Origin of the sequence: Aggregatilinea sp. (assembly GCF_036822615.1) — a bacterium.
Taxonomy (GTDB): Bacteria; Chloroflexota; Anaerolineae; order Aggregatilineales; family Aggregatilineaceae; genus Aggregatilinea.
The window spans coordinates 1-16,320 of record NZ_DAISHJ010000115.1 but is presented as its reverse complement, the minus strand read 5'-3'; the positions used below and the strand labels follow the sequence as shown (position 1 = coordinate 16,320).

Genomic DNA, 16,320 nt, shown 5'->3' with positions numbered 1-16,320 from the left:
TTCGCCATCGCCAGCCCGCCACACAGCGACGCCAGCGCCATCTGCTCGCGCGCGGCGGGATCGCCCGTCTCGTACGCCTGCCGCAGCGATCCGGCGGCGCGGCGCAGTCCTTCGCGCGCCAGGGCGTCGGCCAGCGGGTTACGCTTGACGGACAGCAGCGGCTCGATGATCTGGGTTAGCGCGTCGAGGCCGGTGAACGCGGTGACGTCCGGCGGCACGCTGTAAGTTAGCTCAGGATCGACCAGTGCGACGGCGGGCAGCATCGACGCGCTGCGCAGGCTCACCTTGACGCGGTGCTCCGGCGACATCAGCACGGCGTTGCGCGTGACCTCGGTGCCCGTTCCGGCGGTGGTCGGGATCGCCAGCATGGGGATCGACGGCTCGGTCAGCGGCTGGCCGCGCCCGATCACTTCCAGGTAATCGAGCAGCGGGCCGGTGTTGCGCACCAGCGCGGCGATGGCCTTGCCCGCGTCGAGCGCGCTGCCGCCGCCGAACCCGATCACCAGTTCCGCGCCAAGGGCCCGCGCCGCGTCCGCACCCTGCTGCGCGAGGTGCGTGGTCGGCTCGCCGCTGACCGGGAACACGGACGTAGTCAGTCCCGCCGCGACCAGTGTGTTGAGCAGCGGTTGGGCGCGATCCACGTTCGCGCCGGTCACGACGAACGCGCGCTGACCGAGCGTGGCGGCCAGCGGACCCGCGTCTTTCAGCGTGCCGGGCCCAAAGACGATGCGCCCGGCGGTGGCGAATTCAAAGCGCATCAGCTTACCATCCCTCGTCGCCGGGGAAGAGGTTGTCGTAGACGACCTTGCTGCGCGGTTCGACCATCAGATCCTTGACGGCTTCCGCCCAGCGCTGGTAATGCGCCGTTTCGCGGTGTTTGGGGGGATCATCCGGCGTGCGGTAGACCTCGACCAGCACGAAGCGCGTCGGATCGTCCGCTTGCTGGATGAGATCGAAGCGTGCGATGCCCGGTTCCTGCACGCTGTTGCGCGCGTTGTCGAGGCTGGCGGCGCGGAAGGCGTCGATGGCGTCGGGCTTGACGTGCACGTGGACATGAACAATATACATCGGTTGATCCTCTCTCAAGTCCCTCATGATTATAGTGAGGGGGATGATCGCTCAACTCGTTAAAACGAACAAGAACCATTCAGAGCCAGAGATGCTAAGGCGCTTCTAATGGATAGGTTTGACAGTTTCCAGTAGAATCAAATCATCTCAACCTGCTAGATGGAAGGTAGAACGCGGATGGAAAAGATGTTAGACATTCCGCTTTTCCCGTTGAACACCGTGCTGTTCCCTGGTACACCGATCAGCCTGCACATCTTTGAGCCGCGCTACAAGGATATGGTCCAGTGGTGCCTCGATAACGAGCAGCCATTTGGCGTCGTGCTCATCGAAGAAGGGCGCGAGGCGCTCGGCCCGCTGGCCAAGCCGCATCCGGTTGGATGCACGGCCCAGATCAGCGAAGTGGAGCACCTGCCCGACGGGCGCATCAATGTGCTGGCGGTGGGCATGGACCGCTTCCAGATTCATTCCCTGGGCTACGAGCACGATTATCTGACCGGCATGGTCGAGCTGCTGCCGCTGTACAGCGAGAATCTCATGACGGTCGAGCGCGCCGGAACGCAGCTTCGCCCGTGGGTAGAGCGCTACCTCTCGGTGCTGGCGTCTGCTGCCGACGAAGCCGAATTCGATGTGGACGACCTGCCGGAAGATCCGCTGGCGCTGGGCTATCTGGCCGCCGCGCTGGTGCAGATCCCGCCGGATGAAAAGCAGCCGCTGTTGGCGACCGAGGAAGCGGGCGAGCTGCTGACGAATATGCGCGACATTTACCGCCGCGAGGTCGCGCTGCTCAGCGCGATGCTGGAACGCGAGAAGAATCAGGAGATGGGGATTTTCTCGCGGAACTGATCCCTACCGGCTGGTAAGGGTCCGGTAGATAGGACGGAGGAGCGTATCTCTGCGATGCGCTCCTTTTTTATGTATGTGGCGGTGGCGCGGTTTATTCCAACCGGATGCGCGGGTTGAGCAGCGCATAGAGCAGGTCCGCCGTGAAATTGGCGATCAGGATCACGGCCACGGTCAGCATGACGATAGCCTGGATCAGCGGCAGGTCGCGGTTGTCGATCGCGTTGTTGATCAGTAGGCGGCCCAGGCCGGGGTAGCTGAACACGGATTCGATTACGACCATGCCGCTGATCAGCCAGCCGGTGCTGGTGGCGATCACGGTGACGGTCGGGATCAGCGCGTTGCGCAGGACGTGCTTGACCACCACGACGCGGTAGGGCAGTCCCTTCAGGACGGCGGTTCGCACGTAGCCCTTCTTGAGTTCCTCGATCACGCCTGCGCGCACCAGCCGCACGATGTACGCCAGCAGCACCAGCGTCGCGGCGACGGCGGGCAGCCACATCGCGGGCAGTGCCTCGCTGAACGACGCATCGGCGCGGATCGCGGAGCTGGCCGGGAACCAGCCGAGCCGGTCCGCGATCGGGTTGTCTCCCCAACCGAGTGCCACGGTATTGATCAGGAACAGGCCGGTGACGAATTCCGGCAGGCTGACCACCGACAGCGTGAGGATCGAGATCGCACCGTCTGCGAAGCGCCCTTCGGACAGGCCCGCGATCACGCCCAGCGTGATCGAGAGCGGCACGGCGATCAGCAGGGTCAGTGCGGCCAGCCGCGCGGAATTACTCGCGCGCTGGATGACCAGATCGCGGATGTCCTCGCGCGGGGTGGAGTAGGTGGTGCCCCAGTCGCCCGTGATGAAGTCGCCCGCCCAGTTCACGTACTGTACGGCGAGCGGCTTGTCCAAACCAAGCTCCTCGCGCTTGGCCTGGACCGCTTCCGGGCTGGCTTCGCGACCCAACAGCACGCGCGCCACGTCGCCGGGCAGGATGCGCGTCAGGGCGAACACAAGCACGGACGTGATGAACAGGGTCAGCACGAAAAAGACCAGCCGCCGCAGAATGAAGCGGGTCATCTCAGTCTTCCTCCTCGATGCGCGTCGCCTGCTGGCGCTCCGCCAGATCCCACAGCTCGCGGTGGCAGCGGATGAAGTGCCCGCTGCCGTCGTCGCGCCAGGGTGGCTCTTCCTGTTCGCAGATCGCGCCGACCTTGTGCGGGCAGCGCGTATGGAAGCGGCAGCCGGTCGGGATGTCACGCGGGCTGGGGATGTCGCCGCTCAAGCGCACGCGGGCGGAATGCGCGTCGGGATTGGGGCGCGGAATGGCGGATACGAGCGCCTCGGTATAGGGATGGTAGGGCGGGCGGAACAGGTCGCTGCCGTAGCCGACTTCGTAGATCACGCCCAGGTACATCACCACGAGGTAATCGGCCAAGTAGCCCACCACGGCCAGATCGTGCGAGATGAACAGGTACGACGTGTCGTGCTCGGCTTGCAGGCGGGCCAGCAGATTCAGTACGGCAGCCTGAACCGAGACGTCCAGCGAGGACACCGGTTCGTCGCACAGGATCAGCGCGGGGTTGGATGCGAACGCGCGCGCGATGGCGACGCGCTGCTTTTCGCCGCCGCTCAATTCGCCGGGGTAGCGGTCGGCATATTCAGGCCGCAGATTGACCTCGGTCAGCAGGCGGCGGATCTCCGCGTCTACGGCATCCGGCGCGACCTTCGCCAGCTTGATCAGCGGGCGGCGCAGCGCCTGCCCCACCGTCAGGTACGGGTTCAGCGAGTTCTGCGGATTCTGGAACACCATTTGGAGCTGGGCCAGCGTGGATTTGTCACGGTCCCGCACCGTGCCGGGCACGTCAATGCCCATCAGCTCGATCTCGCCGCCCGTGCGGTCGGTCAGGCCGATGATCACGCGCGCCAGCGTCGTCTTGCCGCTGCCGCTTTCGCCCACCAAGCCCAGCGTGCGGCCCTTCTGCACGCCCAGATTCACGCCGTCCACGGCGCGGACCGGGGCGGGGTGCTCTCCACGCAGGATATTTCTCAGGCCGCGCTGTACCGGGAAGTGCTTGGTGAGATCGGTGACTTCGAGCAGTTCCTCGCGGTCGCCGGTGACCGGGGCGGCGTCTTCAATGCCCGCCTGCGCCTGCTCGCGCAGGCTGACTTCACCGCGCGCGATCTCCTGCCAGCGGTGACAGCGCACCAGCCGTCCTTCGGCGGGTGCTTCGAGCGGCGGCTTGGTGCGGCAGATCTCGATAGCGAGCGGGCATCGCGGGGCGTAGACACAGCCCCGCGGCAGCTCCGCCAGCGACGGCGGGCGGCCCGCGATGGCTTGCAGCGCGGCATCGCGCTTGGTCTGGCCCAGGCGCGGGATGCTGTTCAGCAGACCGATTGTGTACGGATGGCGCGGCGCGGCGAACAGTTCCGCGACGGTGGCATCCTCCATGATCTCGCCGGCGTAGAGCACGACCACGCGCTCGCACAACTGCGCGACGACGCCCAAATTGTGCGTCACGTAGATCGCGCCCGCACCCTCGGCGGCAATGAGATTGCGCACGAGGTCGAGGATGATGGCTTCGGTCGTGACGTCGAGCGCGGTCGTTGGCTCATCCAACAGCAGCAGGCGGGGCGACGTGGCGAGCGACATCGCGATCAGCACGCGCTGCTGCATGCCGCCGCTGAGTTCGTGCGGATAGCGCGTCAGAAGCGCGTCGGGATCGGCCAGCTGCACGCGGCGGAACATCTCCACGGTGCGCTCGCGCGCGGCGGCGCGATCCAGGGTCGTGTGACGGCGCAGGATCTCGGCCACCTGTTCCCCGACACGGATCGATGGGTTGAGCGCTCCACCGGGGTCCTGCGGCACGAGGCCCATTTGCGCGCCCCAAATACGTTCCATGGCGCGGCGCGACTTGGGCGCAAGATCCTCGCCCAAAAACGCGACGCGGCTGCCTGGCTCGATGCGTCCGTTGGCGGGCAGATAGCGCATGATCCCGGCGGCGGCGGTCGATTTGCCGGAACCGGATTCGCCCACGACGCCGTAAATCTGGCCGGGGCATACTTCCAACTGAAAATCACGTACCGCCGGAATCCACCGCCTGCCGACCTTGTAGCTGATCGACAGGTTATCCACGTGCAGGACCGGATCACTGTGTTGGGCCATCGTCACCCGCTCCTTTGTACGGCGCGCCGGATGCCATCGGACATCAAGTTGACGCCTACCACCAGCAGCGCAATCGCCCCGGCGGGATATTCGAGCGCCCACGGCGTGAGCTGAAACAGGCCGCCCCGGTTCTCGTTGACCATCAGGCCCCAGTCGGGCGAGGGGGGACGCGCAGCGACGCCCAAAAAGCCCAGTGACGCCACCAGGAAGATCGCGTAGGAGAAGCGCAGCGATGCTTCGACCACCAGCGCCGGAACGACCGACGGGAAGATCTCGCGGAAGATGATGTAGAAGCTCGATTCGCCCCGGATCTGTGCCGCTTCGACGAACTCGCGCGATTTGATTTCGAGCGTGCTGCTGCGCACGACGCGCGCCACGATGGGCACGTAGACCAGTGCGATCACCAGCAGGACGCTGTTATCGACCAGCACGGCCTGCCAGCTTCCACGCTCGAATTCGAGATTGCGCACCACGCCGAGAATGACCAGCGCGATCAGCAGCGCAGGCAGGGCCAGCAGTGCGTCGATCAGCCGCCCGGCGATCTCGTCCACGACGCCGCCCCGGTAGCCGATGAACAGGCCGGTGAAGGTTCCCAGAATGACCGCGATCAGCGTGCCGAGGCCCGCCGTGCGGAAGATACTCGACGCGCCCAGCACCACGCGGCTGAACACGTCGCGGCCCAGATAATCCGTGCCGAAGAGGTGGCCGTCCGTGCCGGGCGACAGGCGTGGGGCCGAGGACTGATCGTTCGTGCTATAGGGCGCGATCACCGGCCCAAACACGGCCATCAGCAGGAAAAAAAGCACGATCAGCAGCCCCAACGCGGACTGGGGACTGCGTAAAATCTCGCGCAGAAAACGACCGGTACTGCGCGCACTGCGCAGCGCGGAACCACGCCAGCGCGCGCTGCGCGCGTCAGGGGCTGTCTCGTTGATCATGAGCGTCCGCCTTACGTGAACAGGCGAGGTGAGGGCGGAGATCCCGCGATCTCCGCCCTGAACGACTGGCTAGATGCTGCTAAACGGTGGTTTGATTGAAGTTGGTGCGGCCAGGGAACGGCAGAACCTCGACGCCGCTCACGGTGTCGGCCATGACGCCAAAGCTGGCAAAGAAGTAGGGGATGATGATGGGGCCGCGCTCGATCAGAAGGCGTTGGATATCAGCATAGGCCTGTTTGCGCGCGTCCAGGTCGGACGTGCTGCCCGCCGTCTCGATGAGCTGCTCCAGTTCGTCGTCGCAGAAGTGCGCTTCGTTCCAGGCTGCGTCGCAGCGCAGGTACAGATCAAGGAACAACTGCGGCGTAGGCCGCGCGCCCCACGGCGTGATCGCCAGATCGACTTCGAGCCAACCGTTGTCCGCGTAGTACACCGCTTCTTCCTGCGGCTCGATGGTGATGTTGATGCCCGCTTCTGCCCACTGCGCGGCCAACGCCTGCGCCAGCGCCACACGGTCGGCCAGGTTGGGCACGTAAAGCGTCATGTCTAGCCCGTCGGGATAGCCCGCGTCCGCCAGCAGCGCCTTGGCTGCTTCGGGATCGCGCTCTGGCAGGGGCGTTTCTTCGGTGTAGTACGCTTCGAACACGGGGGCGACGGGGCTGTCTCGCCCGACCGACCCAAAGCCGAACTGGATGCGATCGAAAATCGCCTGCCGGTCGGTTGCCAGCTTGAACGCCTGCCGCACGCGCTCGTCACTGCCCGGCTCACGGTCGGCGCGCAGCCGCACGAGGTCGTGGCCGCTGGTCGGCACGGACTGGGCGTTGTAGCTGCCGTTCTGCAAATTGAGGAAGGTCGCGTTGTCCATGCGCAGCACGACGTCTACCGTACCGCCTTGCAGCGCGTTAGCGGCGCTCTCCACGCTGTCGAAGTACAGGAATTCGAGCGTTTCCGCGCCCGGCGTGCCTGCCCAATAGTCCGCGTTGGCGCTCAGCGTCGCGCGATCCGGCACGTACTCGTCCAGCTTGAAGGGGCCGGTTCCGTTGAAGTCGGTGCCGATGTTCTCCGCGCCGGATTTCAGGATCACGGCGTGGTTGTCGCTGAGGGTATAGAGAAAATCGGGATTGGGCTGGGCGAGGTGGAAGACGACGCTGCTGCCGTCGCCCGCCTCGATGCTGTCGATGTTGGCGTACAGGCCCGCCGTCGCGCTTTCGGGATCGCTGCGCAGACGCTCGAAGGTCCACAGGATGTCGTCGATGGTCAGGTCGCTGCCGTCGTGGAACTTTACGCCTTCCGCGATCTGGAGCGTGTAAGTCAGGCCGTCGTCGCTCATATTCCAACTGCTCGCCAGACGCGGGACCAATTCGTAGGTTGCGTTCGTGTCGATCAGGTAATCATAGACGGCGTTCAGAAAAGCAATTTCGGTATCTGCCGATGCATAAAGCGGATCGAGTGTGGCGGGCGCGCCACCCCACGCAACACGCAGATTCCCTGCCTGGCGGCGCGCTGCCACGGCAGCAGCCTGCGCAGGGGTGAGGGGGAGTCCGGTGACGTGGAAGGCCGCGGCGGCCAGACCTGCCGCGCCAACCTGAAGGAAACGGCGGCGTGAAATCTGCGTGCCGCCCGGACGTTGGGACGAATTTTGAGATTTGTTCATGGGGCATCACTCCTGTGACTGGTCAGACGCCTACGCCAGAAGATTATGGCAGAAAGCTCGACTTAAGACAAAAAGAAATAGAACATTTTTGCGGTTTTTGTTCGTGTCCTGCATAGACGATTTTTTGCTCCGCCTCATTTTGTACGGTAACTGTAAAAAAGCAGTTATTGATGCTTAAAAAACGACAAAACATTCAGATTCATTGGTATATTGATGGTGGACCTACATTACGGGTATGCTTAGTGAACTTCGGACAGTTGCGACCCGTTTTCACCCCGACCGGCGACTAAAGGATCAAGAATGGTTCCTCAGCATGACGACGAGATCCTGGCCCTGCGCGCGCAGCAGGGGGATCGGGAGGCTTTTCGCATGCTGTACGGCCTGTACGTAGACAAGGTTTACAACCGGGTCAGAAGCAGGGTGCCGTTCCAGTATGCCGAAGATGTGACGCAGGACGTGTTCATCGCCGTGATCCGCTCGTTGGACAGTTACCAGCACCGGTCACGGTTCAACACCTGGCTGTACACCATCGTCAACCGGCAGATCGCTGATTTTTATCGCCGGTACCGCGATCGCCCGGATGTGTCGGTGGACCTGGACACGGACGACTGGTTGGACGCAGCGCTGGTCTATGACCCGGAAGACACAGAAGATTGGCCGCTTTTGCAGGTTGCATTCCATGCTCTGCCAGAGCACTACCAGGAAGTCATTCTCCTGCGGTTCGCGGATGGACTGTCGTTCGAAGAAATTGCGCAGGAACGCGGGCAATCTCTGGAAGCCGTGAAATCTCTCTACCGGCGGGCAATACAAGCAATACGCGAGAAACTCAATGGCCCACAAACTGAATGACACATCCGAAGTTGAGGAGCGTCTGGCCGGATATACCGACCAGATCCGCGCCGGGGAAAAACCCGTGACGCCCGTCGGGCTGGCCGATCTTGCGCCGGTTGTGCGCGGGCTGGACCGTTTGATGCCGCGCCCACCGCTCGATGACGTCGCTCGCGCCCGCATTGCGCTGCCCGTGATGGATGAATGGGACACGCGGCATAAGACGTCTCGCCGCCGCTGGCGTCCGACGCAGGCCTCTCGACTCCTGGTCGCAGGCGTGGGGTGGGCTTTGCTCGTCCTGCTGCTGTTGGCGGCAAATGGCGCACAGGCGGCAGGGGTGTTTCATGGCACTGCGTTGGGCGGAACGGTCGGGGTTTTTGCGCTCGTTGTGGCGCTGCCCGTGACGCTCGCCGGACTGGTGTGGTGGTTCCGGCATTTGCGATGACTCTACAAGTGGTTGAATTTGTAATATGATCACATATACTAGAAAAAACGAAATTTTCATGAATAAAAGGGGTGATGGGAGCGAAAAGGAACTATTTTATGTGACAATAGATAGTAGTAATATCATTCTACATCTATCAGTGAACGAACTTCAGACTGAACAGCGGGTGGTGGCATGCCGGGCCTAACAACTATATGGGAGCAGCAGCTTCGTTGTTCCGGCGTGATACTCTGAAAATCTGATCCCAATTTATCAACTGCATTCGTGGCACGATCGCTTTATCGGTGACGCGTAATCCGATCCGAAGAGACAGGAGCTTTAATCAATGCGGACTCGACTACCAAGAAAATCGGTTTTTCTGGTCGCAGGGGTGACCTTCGCTGTATTGGTCATCACCGCTCTTTCCTTAGGCGGCTCGAACCTTTTTGGTACCGCACAAAATGACCCTGGTGTGCAGAAAGTTGCACACGAAGACCCTGAAGATCAGTGCTGGGACGTGAACCACCCGGGTATCCAGTATGAGGTGCCAGAGGGTGAGGTTCAGGACGCCCAGCGCAACTGTTATGTCCCTGGTACGGATGTCTGTCCGAACCTCGATGGTGTGCAGACCTCGGTGCCGGACGGGATGCGTATCAACGGCGACGGTAACTGTATCCTCCAGAACGACGTCTGTCTGAACATCGACGGCGAGCAGACCGCGCCGCCGCCGGGATACAGCGGGCCAGATGGCAGCGGCAACTGTTTCCCGCCGTCGGATGTGTGCCCCAACATCGACGGCGATCAGGCGAGCGTGCCGGATGGCATGATCATTGACGGCAGTGGCAACTGCGTGACCCCGCCGCCGACCGACGTTTGCCCCAACATCGACGGCGATCAGGCGAGCGTGCCGGATGGCATGATCGTGGATGGCAGCGGCAACTGCGTGACTCCGCCGCCGCCGGATGTCTGCCCGAATATCGACGGCGTTCAGGCTGAAGTGCCCGCGGGCATGATTGTTGACGGCAGCGGCAACTGCGTGACTCCGCCGCCGCCGGATGTCTGCCCGAATATCGACGGCGTTCAGGCTGAAGTGCCCGCAGGTATGATCATTGACGGCAGCGGCAACTGTGTGACCCCGCCGCCGCCGGATGTTTGCCCGAATATCGATGGCGCTCAGGCCGAAGTTCCGGCAGGCATGGTGCTTGACGGCAGCGGCAACTGCGTGCCCGTGGACGTCTGCCCGAATATCGATGGCGCTCAGCCTGAAGTTCCGGCGGGCATGGTCCTCGATGGCAGCGGTAACTGCGTGCTCGTGGACGTCTGCCCGAATATCGACGGTGCTCAGCCTGAAGTTCCGGCAGGCATGGTGCTTGACGGCAGCGGCAACTGCGTGCCCGTGGACCTCTGTCCGAATATCGATGGCGCTCAGGCAACGGTTCCCGCCGGTATGGCGATCAACGCTGCCGGTAACTGCGTGCCTGATATGTGCCTCAACATTGAAGGCGCCCAGGAAGAAGTACCCGAAGGGTACGTGACGGATATCAATGACAACTGCTATCTGGACCTGTGCCCGAACCTGGACGGTTATCAGGACGTGCTGCCGCCCAACACCGTGATCGACGTGGCGACGGGTTTCTGCGTGACGGACTACTGCCCGAATGTGGCCGGGTACCAGAGCACGATCCCCGAAGGCATGGCGATTGATGGCAGCGGCAACTGCGTGATGGACCTGTGCCCGAATATCGAGGGCGACCAGCTCGAACTGCCCGAGGGTACGATGTTCGATGAGGCGGGCAACTGCGTGCTCGACATCTGCCCGAACCTTGAAGGGCTTCAGCCTGACGTGCCGGAAGGCATGATCCAGAATGAAGCGGGCGACTGCGTGCCGGTCGATCTGTGCCCGAACATCGAAGGCGATCAGACCGAAGTGCCCGAAGGTATGCTGATCGATGAGGCCGGTAACTGCGTAACTGGCGACGATGTGTGCCCGAACCTCGATGGGGTTCAGACCACGGTCCCGGTGGGCTACATGATCAGCGAAAAGGGCAACTGTGAAGTCGATATGTGCCCGAACCTCGACGGCCTGCAGACCAAGGTTCCGGATCACAAGGTTGTGGATGCGAACGGTAACTGCGTCCTCATCGACCTGTGCCCGAACCTCGACGGCAACCAGGAAAAGGTGCCGGATGGTAAGGTCGTTGACGCGAACGGCAACTGCGTTTACATCGACCTGTGCCCGAACCTGGACGGCAACCAGATGAAGGTGCCAGATGGCAAGGTCGTTGACGCGGATGGTAACTGTGTTTACGTCGATGTCTGCCCGAACCTGGACGGCAACCAGTCGAAGGTTCCGGACGGCAAGATGATCGATGCAAACGGTAACTGCGTGTTCAAGGATGTCTGCCCGAACGTTGATGGCCTACAGACGGCTGCGCCCGAAGGCATGTACTTCGACGCGAGCGGCAACTGCGTGAAAATCCCGGGAGACGATACAGAGGACCTCTGCCCGAATATCGACGGCAGCCAGACCTCTATGCCCGCCGGGATGGCCCTCGATAACAGCGGCAACTGCGTCGCCATCGACGTCTGCCCGAATATCGACGGCGCTCAGACTGCACCGCCTGCCGGTATGGTGATCAACGCCGCTGGTAACTGCGTGACGCCTGTGGTTCAGAACCCGCCCGGCGAGCAGCCCACGGAAGAACCGACTGACGACTGCGCGGTGAACGCCGTCTCGACGGATGGGGCCGGATTCCCGGTGCTCAACATGGACGCGTCCAACTGCGTGGACACCGAAGAACTGCCGCGTACCGAAGCCTGGGAAGCCGTGAACGCGACTGGCGACGCCGTGTGCGTGGACTGGTTCGTGTATCACACGGATCAGACCGGTGACTGGGAAGTCTTCCGCTATGGCGAGCTGCCCGGTAACCCTGACGCAACCGCGAATCTGACCCAGGGTGTTGGCGAAGACGTGTACGACATCGCGCCCAGCCGTTCGCCTGACAAGGGCTGGATCACCTTCTCCAGCAACCGTGACGGCAACTGGGAAATCTACATCGGCACGGCGGACGGCACCTCGCAGCAGCGCGTGACCTTCAACACCGTCGCGCCCGACATCGACCCGGTGTGGTCGCCCGTGGGCAACAGCATCGCGTTCGAATCCGCCCGCAACGGCAACTGGGACATCTATCTCGTGGACGTGGTGACCGGCGCTATCCGCCAGGTGACCGATTCCGAAGCGAACGACATCAACCCGTTCTGGTCACCCGATGGCACGAAGCTGGTCTTCCAGAGCGACCGTGACGGCCTGTGGCAGATCTACGAGATGGATCTGAACACGCTAGAAGTGAAGGTGTTGAGCGACGGTCAGGGCGACGACTATGACCCGGCGTACTCGTTCGACGGGACGAAGGTTGTCTTCCACACCCAGCGCAACAGCATCAGTGAAATCTACCTGATGAACTCGGACGGCACCGGCCAGTCGCAGGTCTCCGATCCGCAGGGCAACGCGACGCTGCCCGTGTGGTCGCCCGATGACTCGCTGATCGCCTACCAGTCGGATCTGGGCGGCACGACGAACCTGTACGTCTATGACGTGGCGACCGGCCAGACGCGGCAGGTGACGGATACCGCGGTGTCCAGCTACGCGGCGACGTGGTTCTGCGACGCGCCGGTTCTGATCTTCACGTCCGACACGACGGGCGACTCGAACCTGTTCGAAGTGGACGCGCTGCCGCTGGACGGTGCGCCGGTGACGGATCTGCTGGTGGAAGCCACGCAGCTCACCGACGACCCCGAGAGCGACCGCTATCCCGAGAACTCGCCTTCCGAGGAAAACGCGAGCCGCGAGGGCCAGCTGCCCGCCGCGCGCCAGCGCTAACCTTATCGACCGACCGTTAGAAACGAACCGCTCCCCAACCGGGGAGCGGTTTTTTTATTTTGCGGCTGGTTAACTGACTGGAGAACGGTTCCGGTCAGTTTACCGGGAAGGTGAAGGTCCACGGGCCGCTGATCGATTGGCCCGATTCGCGGTTGGTGAAACCGTCCAGCGTTAGAGTCCAGTCCCCCGCGTGCTGTGTCAGCGCATCCGGGATCGCCAGCGCCCGGCACGTCGCGTTGGGATCGAGCGGCGCGCCGTTCAGCCCAGTGAAGCCCGAAGGCAGCCCGGCCAGCACGCGCTCGCCGTTGACGTCCAGCGTGACGGGACTTTCCCACGCCGTCCAGGCATCGACGGCGAAGGGGGCGGCGCTGCTCAGGCACAGCTCGACGCGCGTCATGGAGGGCGTGATCACGACTTTCTGGATCTCGATCGCCAGATCGGCGACGGCAGCCGATTGGCGCACGTCTACGACGCGCCCCGGATTGACCGGCACCTGGAACGAGAAGTTTGCATCACCCGCGAAGCCCATGACGGCGGGGTTATCGGCGCGCGTGGCGGCGGTGGTATAGGCGACCTGGAGCGTCAATGCCAGATCGAGCGTCCCGGTACCGGCGGGCAGCGCGGCGGCGTCGAAGCTCGTCAGGCCCTCGTGTGTAAACGTTTCTTCCTCACCGTCTTGCTTCTGGGTGGTTTGCTGGCCGCTGGTCGGCAGCCAGGGATAGGCGCGCGCCTGGGCATCGACAAGCTGCTGGTTGCTGTAGACCTCGACGCCGGTTCCGGCGACAGCAGCGCCCGTGACATGGTAGCCCACCGCGATGCGGTTCGCGTCCGCATAGGCATAGTCGAGGGTGATGTCCAGTCGGGTGAGTGGATCTTCCACCGGCAGCGACTGCGTCTGGCCGAGCTGTACGATCTGGTTTTCGGCCTGCACGGTGCGCAGACCCGGATCGGGCTGGAGCAGCGTTTGCATCAGCGCGTAGGCAGCGCCGGTCGAGGCGATGAGCACCGCGACGAGGGCGGCGGCCCACTTGAGAGACAGCCGTGAAAAGAACGGTGCGCGTGTTGGCGCCGGGGTGCCAAGACGATCGTGAACCTTGCTGCGAATATCCATTGTGTCAGGAATCTCCTGTTCTGCTCGTTGGGTGAGGAAGTGCTTCAGGCGCTTTTCGTCCATGCTCGTGATCCTTCTGTCAACTACTGGCGAGCAGCGCTTGCAAGTGCCGTTTGGCGCTGTGCAGGCGCGATTTCACGGTCCCAACCGGGATATTCAGGTGCTCGGCCATCTCCCCTTCGCTGAGATCCAGGTAAAACCTCAAGACGATTACGGCGCGGCGTTCCGGTGTCAGCGCGCTCAGCGCGTCCCAGACCGCTTCCTGTGTTTCTGCGGTTTCCAGCAGGCGATCGGGCCCGGGAGCCGGATCGACCAGGAATTCAGCCGCGTCGAGATCGTCATCGGCCAAGTTTTCCAGAGAAAGCTGCGCTTGCTTGCGGCGGGCGGCGCGCAGAGCGCCGTTGACTACCGTTCGCATGAACCACGGCGCAAAGGGGCGGCTGGCCTGGAACGTATGGATCGAGTGATACACGTTGACGAAGGCATCCTGCACGACGTCTTCTGCTAGCGCAGCGTCCTGCGTGATGAGAAATGCCGTGCGGAGTGCGCGCACCTGATAGCGGTCGATGAGGGCGTCCAGAGCGGTGATGTCGCCGCGCTTCAGCCGGGCGATTGCTTTCGAGTCGTTCAATACACCCTCCCACGATGTGAGTACCCACACTCTATATAGTCCGGGGAAGGCGAAAACGTTCGCGGTGCGCGCGAACGGGGGAGGATATGGAGGCGGCTGCCGGTGTTCTAGAGCGAGCGCCCGGTGATGTAGCGCATCAGCAGGTCTTTACGCACGAAGAGGAAGATCGCCAGCGCTGCTAGAAAGCCGGTCAGGTGGGCGAGATAGTTCACGCCGCCGGAGTCGCTGCCGCGCATGATCGTCTCCAGCGAGGGTACGGCGTTTTGCACCGCGAACGCGATCAGCACCAACCATGCGGGCAGGGAGATCAGCGGGCTGAGGATGCGCACGCGCTCCCCGCCCAGCCGCCGGATCAGCGCGGCGGGCATCCGCAGGAACGCGCCAATGCCCCACAGGGTCACGATCCGTGCGCCGGGGAACAGCAGCAGGTACGCGCCCATGACGCCCGCGATCGCGCCGCTGGCACCGATGCCGGGCAGGTCGTCCGATGCCGGATTCAACAGCACACCGCCCACGTTGGCGACCATGCCCGCGAACAGATAAAACGCCAGGAAACGCCAATGCCCGCACGCATCCTCGATGCGGCGGCCAAACGCCCACAGGTACACCATGTTGCTGAACAGGTGCCACAGGTCGGCGTGCATGAACATGTTGGTGAAGGTCGACAGCGCTCCGATGCCGGTCGGCTGGCGGACGACCGTCTCGCGGTAGCCGAATTCCCAGACTTTGGTCGTGTAGCTGCGCACGGCTTCTTCGTAGAGCGACGCATCACTGTACCTGTCAGGCGCGATCCAGGCCATGAAAACCAGCGTGTTGACCACGATCAGCACCAGCGTCATCCACGGGAAAGTTCGGTAGCGGATCGATCCGGCATCGTTGACCGGCATGGGGTAGGTCAGTGTGTTCAGGAACAGGTAGAACAGCAGGGAGAACAGAAAGGTGAAAAGTAGACACATGGCGGTATCCCTGCACCTAAAAAACAGGTAGCGGTGGCGGTGAATAATGTTGCAGCAGGTCAATGGACTGGCCCAATACCAGCGCCAGCGCGATCAGCAGCAGCACGCCGCCCGCGATCCCCAGCCCAATGCGTATTGCGGAGGGCAGGATCGGCAGCACGGTTTCGCCGGAAGGCCCGGTTCCGAGGGGCTGCAAGCGCCCGACGGCCAGTGTTTGCGCGTGGCTGCCGCCCATCCACTTCGCCAGCGGCTGCTGCTCCGGCGACGAGGTGGCCGTCACCAGCAGGTAGCCGCCCAACAGCGCGAGCAGCACGCCCACCCAATGCGCGGCATTCATCGTGAACAGGTTCAGCCGGGAATCCTGCCAGGCCAGCATCAGGAACACCAGCGTGATCCCTGCCGCTTCGCGCACGGCCAGCCACACGCTGCGCCGCTCGCGTTCGTCCAGCGACGGCCCAAACGCCAGCAGCCGCTCGTCTGCGTCGTGGCCCACCTTGCTGCGCGGCGAGAGCCGCACCGATCTGGTGGACGATTTCGAGCCCATGGGCCTCGCCAGCGAGGATGCCGACGCCGAGCATGTGGTGATCTCCCTCTCGGAAAACACCGCGCTGCGCCGCTGCCTCGAACGGCTGGAGCCGTTGCGCCGGCACGCCATCGTGCTGGCCTACGCCCGCGGGCTCAGCCACGGCGAACTGGCGGGACGGCTCGGCGTGCCCCTCGGCACCGCCAAGTCGTGGATCCGCCGAGGCCTCCTCTCGCTCCGGGAGTGCCTGGCATGACCGAGCCGGAAAAGGAGGCGCTGGCCGCCGAATACGCCCTCGGCCTGCTCGATGCG

General features: G+C 63.3%; 15 protein-coding genes. 5 read left to right on the top strand and 10 right to left on the bottom strand.

The window, feature by feature from the left end; all coding sequences use genetic code 11:
- Positions 1-758 (bottom strand): iron-containing alcohol dehydrogenase (locus tag V7116_RS21330; protein WP_324394002.1); only part of this gene is annotated, 758 nt, incomplete at its 3' end.
- A gap of 4 nt (positions 759-762) precedes the next feature.
- Positions 763-1,068, bottom strand: coding sequence for a putative quinol monooxygenase (locus tag V7116_RS21325; protein WP_324394001.1), 306 nt, complete (start codon positions 1,066-1,068; stop codon positions 763-765).
- Between the two features lie 177 nt (positions 1,069-1,245).
- Here V7116_RS21325 and V7116_RS21320 point away from each other — a divergent pair, with 177 nt between their 5' ends.
- A complete protein-coding gene (locus tag V7116_RS21320) occupies positions 1,246-1,911 on the top strand; it encodes an LON peptidase substrate-binding domain-containing protein (RefSeq protein WP_324394000.1) in 666 nt (221 codons plus the stop codon).
- A gap of 91 nt (positions 1,912-2,002) precedes the next feature.
- Here V7116_RS21320 and V7116_RS21315 read toward each other — a convergent pair whose 3' ends face one another.
- From V7116_RS21315 to V7116_RS21300, 4 genes are all read right to left on the bottom strand, one after another.
- Entirely contained in the window at positions 2,003-2,980 is a 978-nt protein-coding gene (locus tag V7116_RS21315) for an ABC transporter permease (protein ID WP_324393999.1), read from the bottom strand.
- 1 nt (position 2,981) lies between these two features.
- The gene (locus V7116_RS21310) at positions 2,982-5,066 is read right to left on the bottom strand and encodes an ABC transporter ATP-binding protein (protein ID WP_324393998.1); all 2,085 of its coding nucleotides are present in this window, start codon (positions 5,064-5,066) and stop codon (positions 2,982-2,984) included.
- A gap of 2 nt (positions 5,067-5,068) precedes the next feature.
- On the bottom strand, positions 5,069-6,004 hold the full coding sequence (locus V7116_RS21305) for an ABC transporter permease (RefSeq protein ID WP_324393997.1): 936 nt from the start codon (positions 6,002-6,004) through the stop codon (positions 5,069-5,071).
- A 79-nt stretch (positions 6,005-6,083) separates the two neighbouring features.
- Positions 6,084-7,655 (bottom strand): ABC transporter substrate-binding protein, encoded by a 1,572-nt coding sequence (locus V7116_RS21300; protein ID WP_324393996.1) that lies wholly within the window; start codon positions 7,653-7,655, stop codon positions 6,084-6,086.
- 300 nt (positions 7,656-7,955) lie between these two features.
- Here V7116_RS21300 and V7116_RS21295 point away from each other — a divergent pair, with 300 nt between their 5' ends.
- From V7116_RS21295 to V7116_RS21285, 3 genes are all read left to right on the top strand, one after another.
- Entirely contained in the window at positions 7,956-8,504 is a 549-nt protein-coding gene (locus V7116_RS21295) for an RNA polymerase sigma factor (RefSeq protein ID WP_324393995.1), read from the top strand.
- Positions 8,485-8,928 carry a hypothetical protein gene (locus V7116_RS21290; RefSeq protein ID WP_324393994.1) on the top strand — a complete coding sequence of 148 codons (444 nt, stop codon included), beginning with the start codon at positions 8,485-8,487 and terminating at the stop codon, positions 8,926-8,928. Before V7116_RS21295 ends, V7116_RS21290 begins: the two co-directional genes overlap by 20 nt.
- Positions 8,929-9,379: 451 nt before the next feature.
- The gene (locus tag V7116_RS21285) at positions 9,380-12,787 is read left to right on the top strand and encodes a hypothetical protein (protein WP_324393993.1); all 3,408 of its coding nucleotides are present in this window, start codon (positions 9,380-9,382) and stop codon (positions 12,785-12,787) included.
- 94 nt (positions 12,788-12,881) lie between these two features.
- Here V7116_RS21285 and V7116_RS21280 read toward each other — a convergent pair whose 3' ends face one another.
- The 4 genes from V7116_RS21280 to V7116_RS21265 form a co-directional block, all read right to left on the bottom strand.
- A complete protein-coding gene (locus V7116_RS21280) occupies positions 12,882-13,961 on the bottom strand; it encodes a hypothetical protein (RefSeq protein WP_324393992.1) in 1,080 nt (359 codons plus the stop codon).
- 16 nt (positions 13,962-13,977) lie between these two features.
- Entirely contained in the window at positions 13,978-14,529 is a 552-nt protein-coding gene (locus V7116_RS21275; RefSeq protein WP_324393991.1) for an RNA polymerase sigma factor, read from the bottom strand.
- Between the two features lie 107 nt (positions 14,530-14,636).
- Entirely contained in the window at positions 14,637-15,485 is an 849-nt protein-coding gene (locus V7116_RS21270) for a rhomboid family intramembrane serine protease (RefSeq protein ID WP_324393990.1), read from the bottom strand.
- A gap of 16 nt (positions 15,486-15,501) precedes the next feature.
- The gene (locus V7116_RS21265; protein WP_324393989.1) at positions 15,502-16,029 is read right to left on the bottom strand and encodes a hypothetical protein; all 528 of its coding nucleotides are present in this window, start codon (positions 16,027-16,029) and stop codon (positions 15,502-15,504) included.
- On the opposite strand from V7116_RS21265, the gene V7116_RS21260 reads away from it, so the two are divergent.
- On the top strand, positions 16,010-16,264 hold the full coding sequence (locus V7116_RS21260; protein WP_324393988.1) for a sigma factor-like helix-turn-helix DNA-binding protein: 255 nt from the start codon (positions 16,010-16,012) through the stop codon (positions 16,262-16,264). The two genes, V7116_RS21265 and V7116_RS21260, sit on opposite strands and share 20 nt — an antisense overlap.
- The last annotated feature ends 56 nt before the right edge of the window (positions 16,265-16,320 follow it).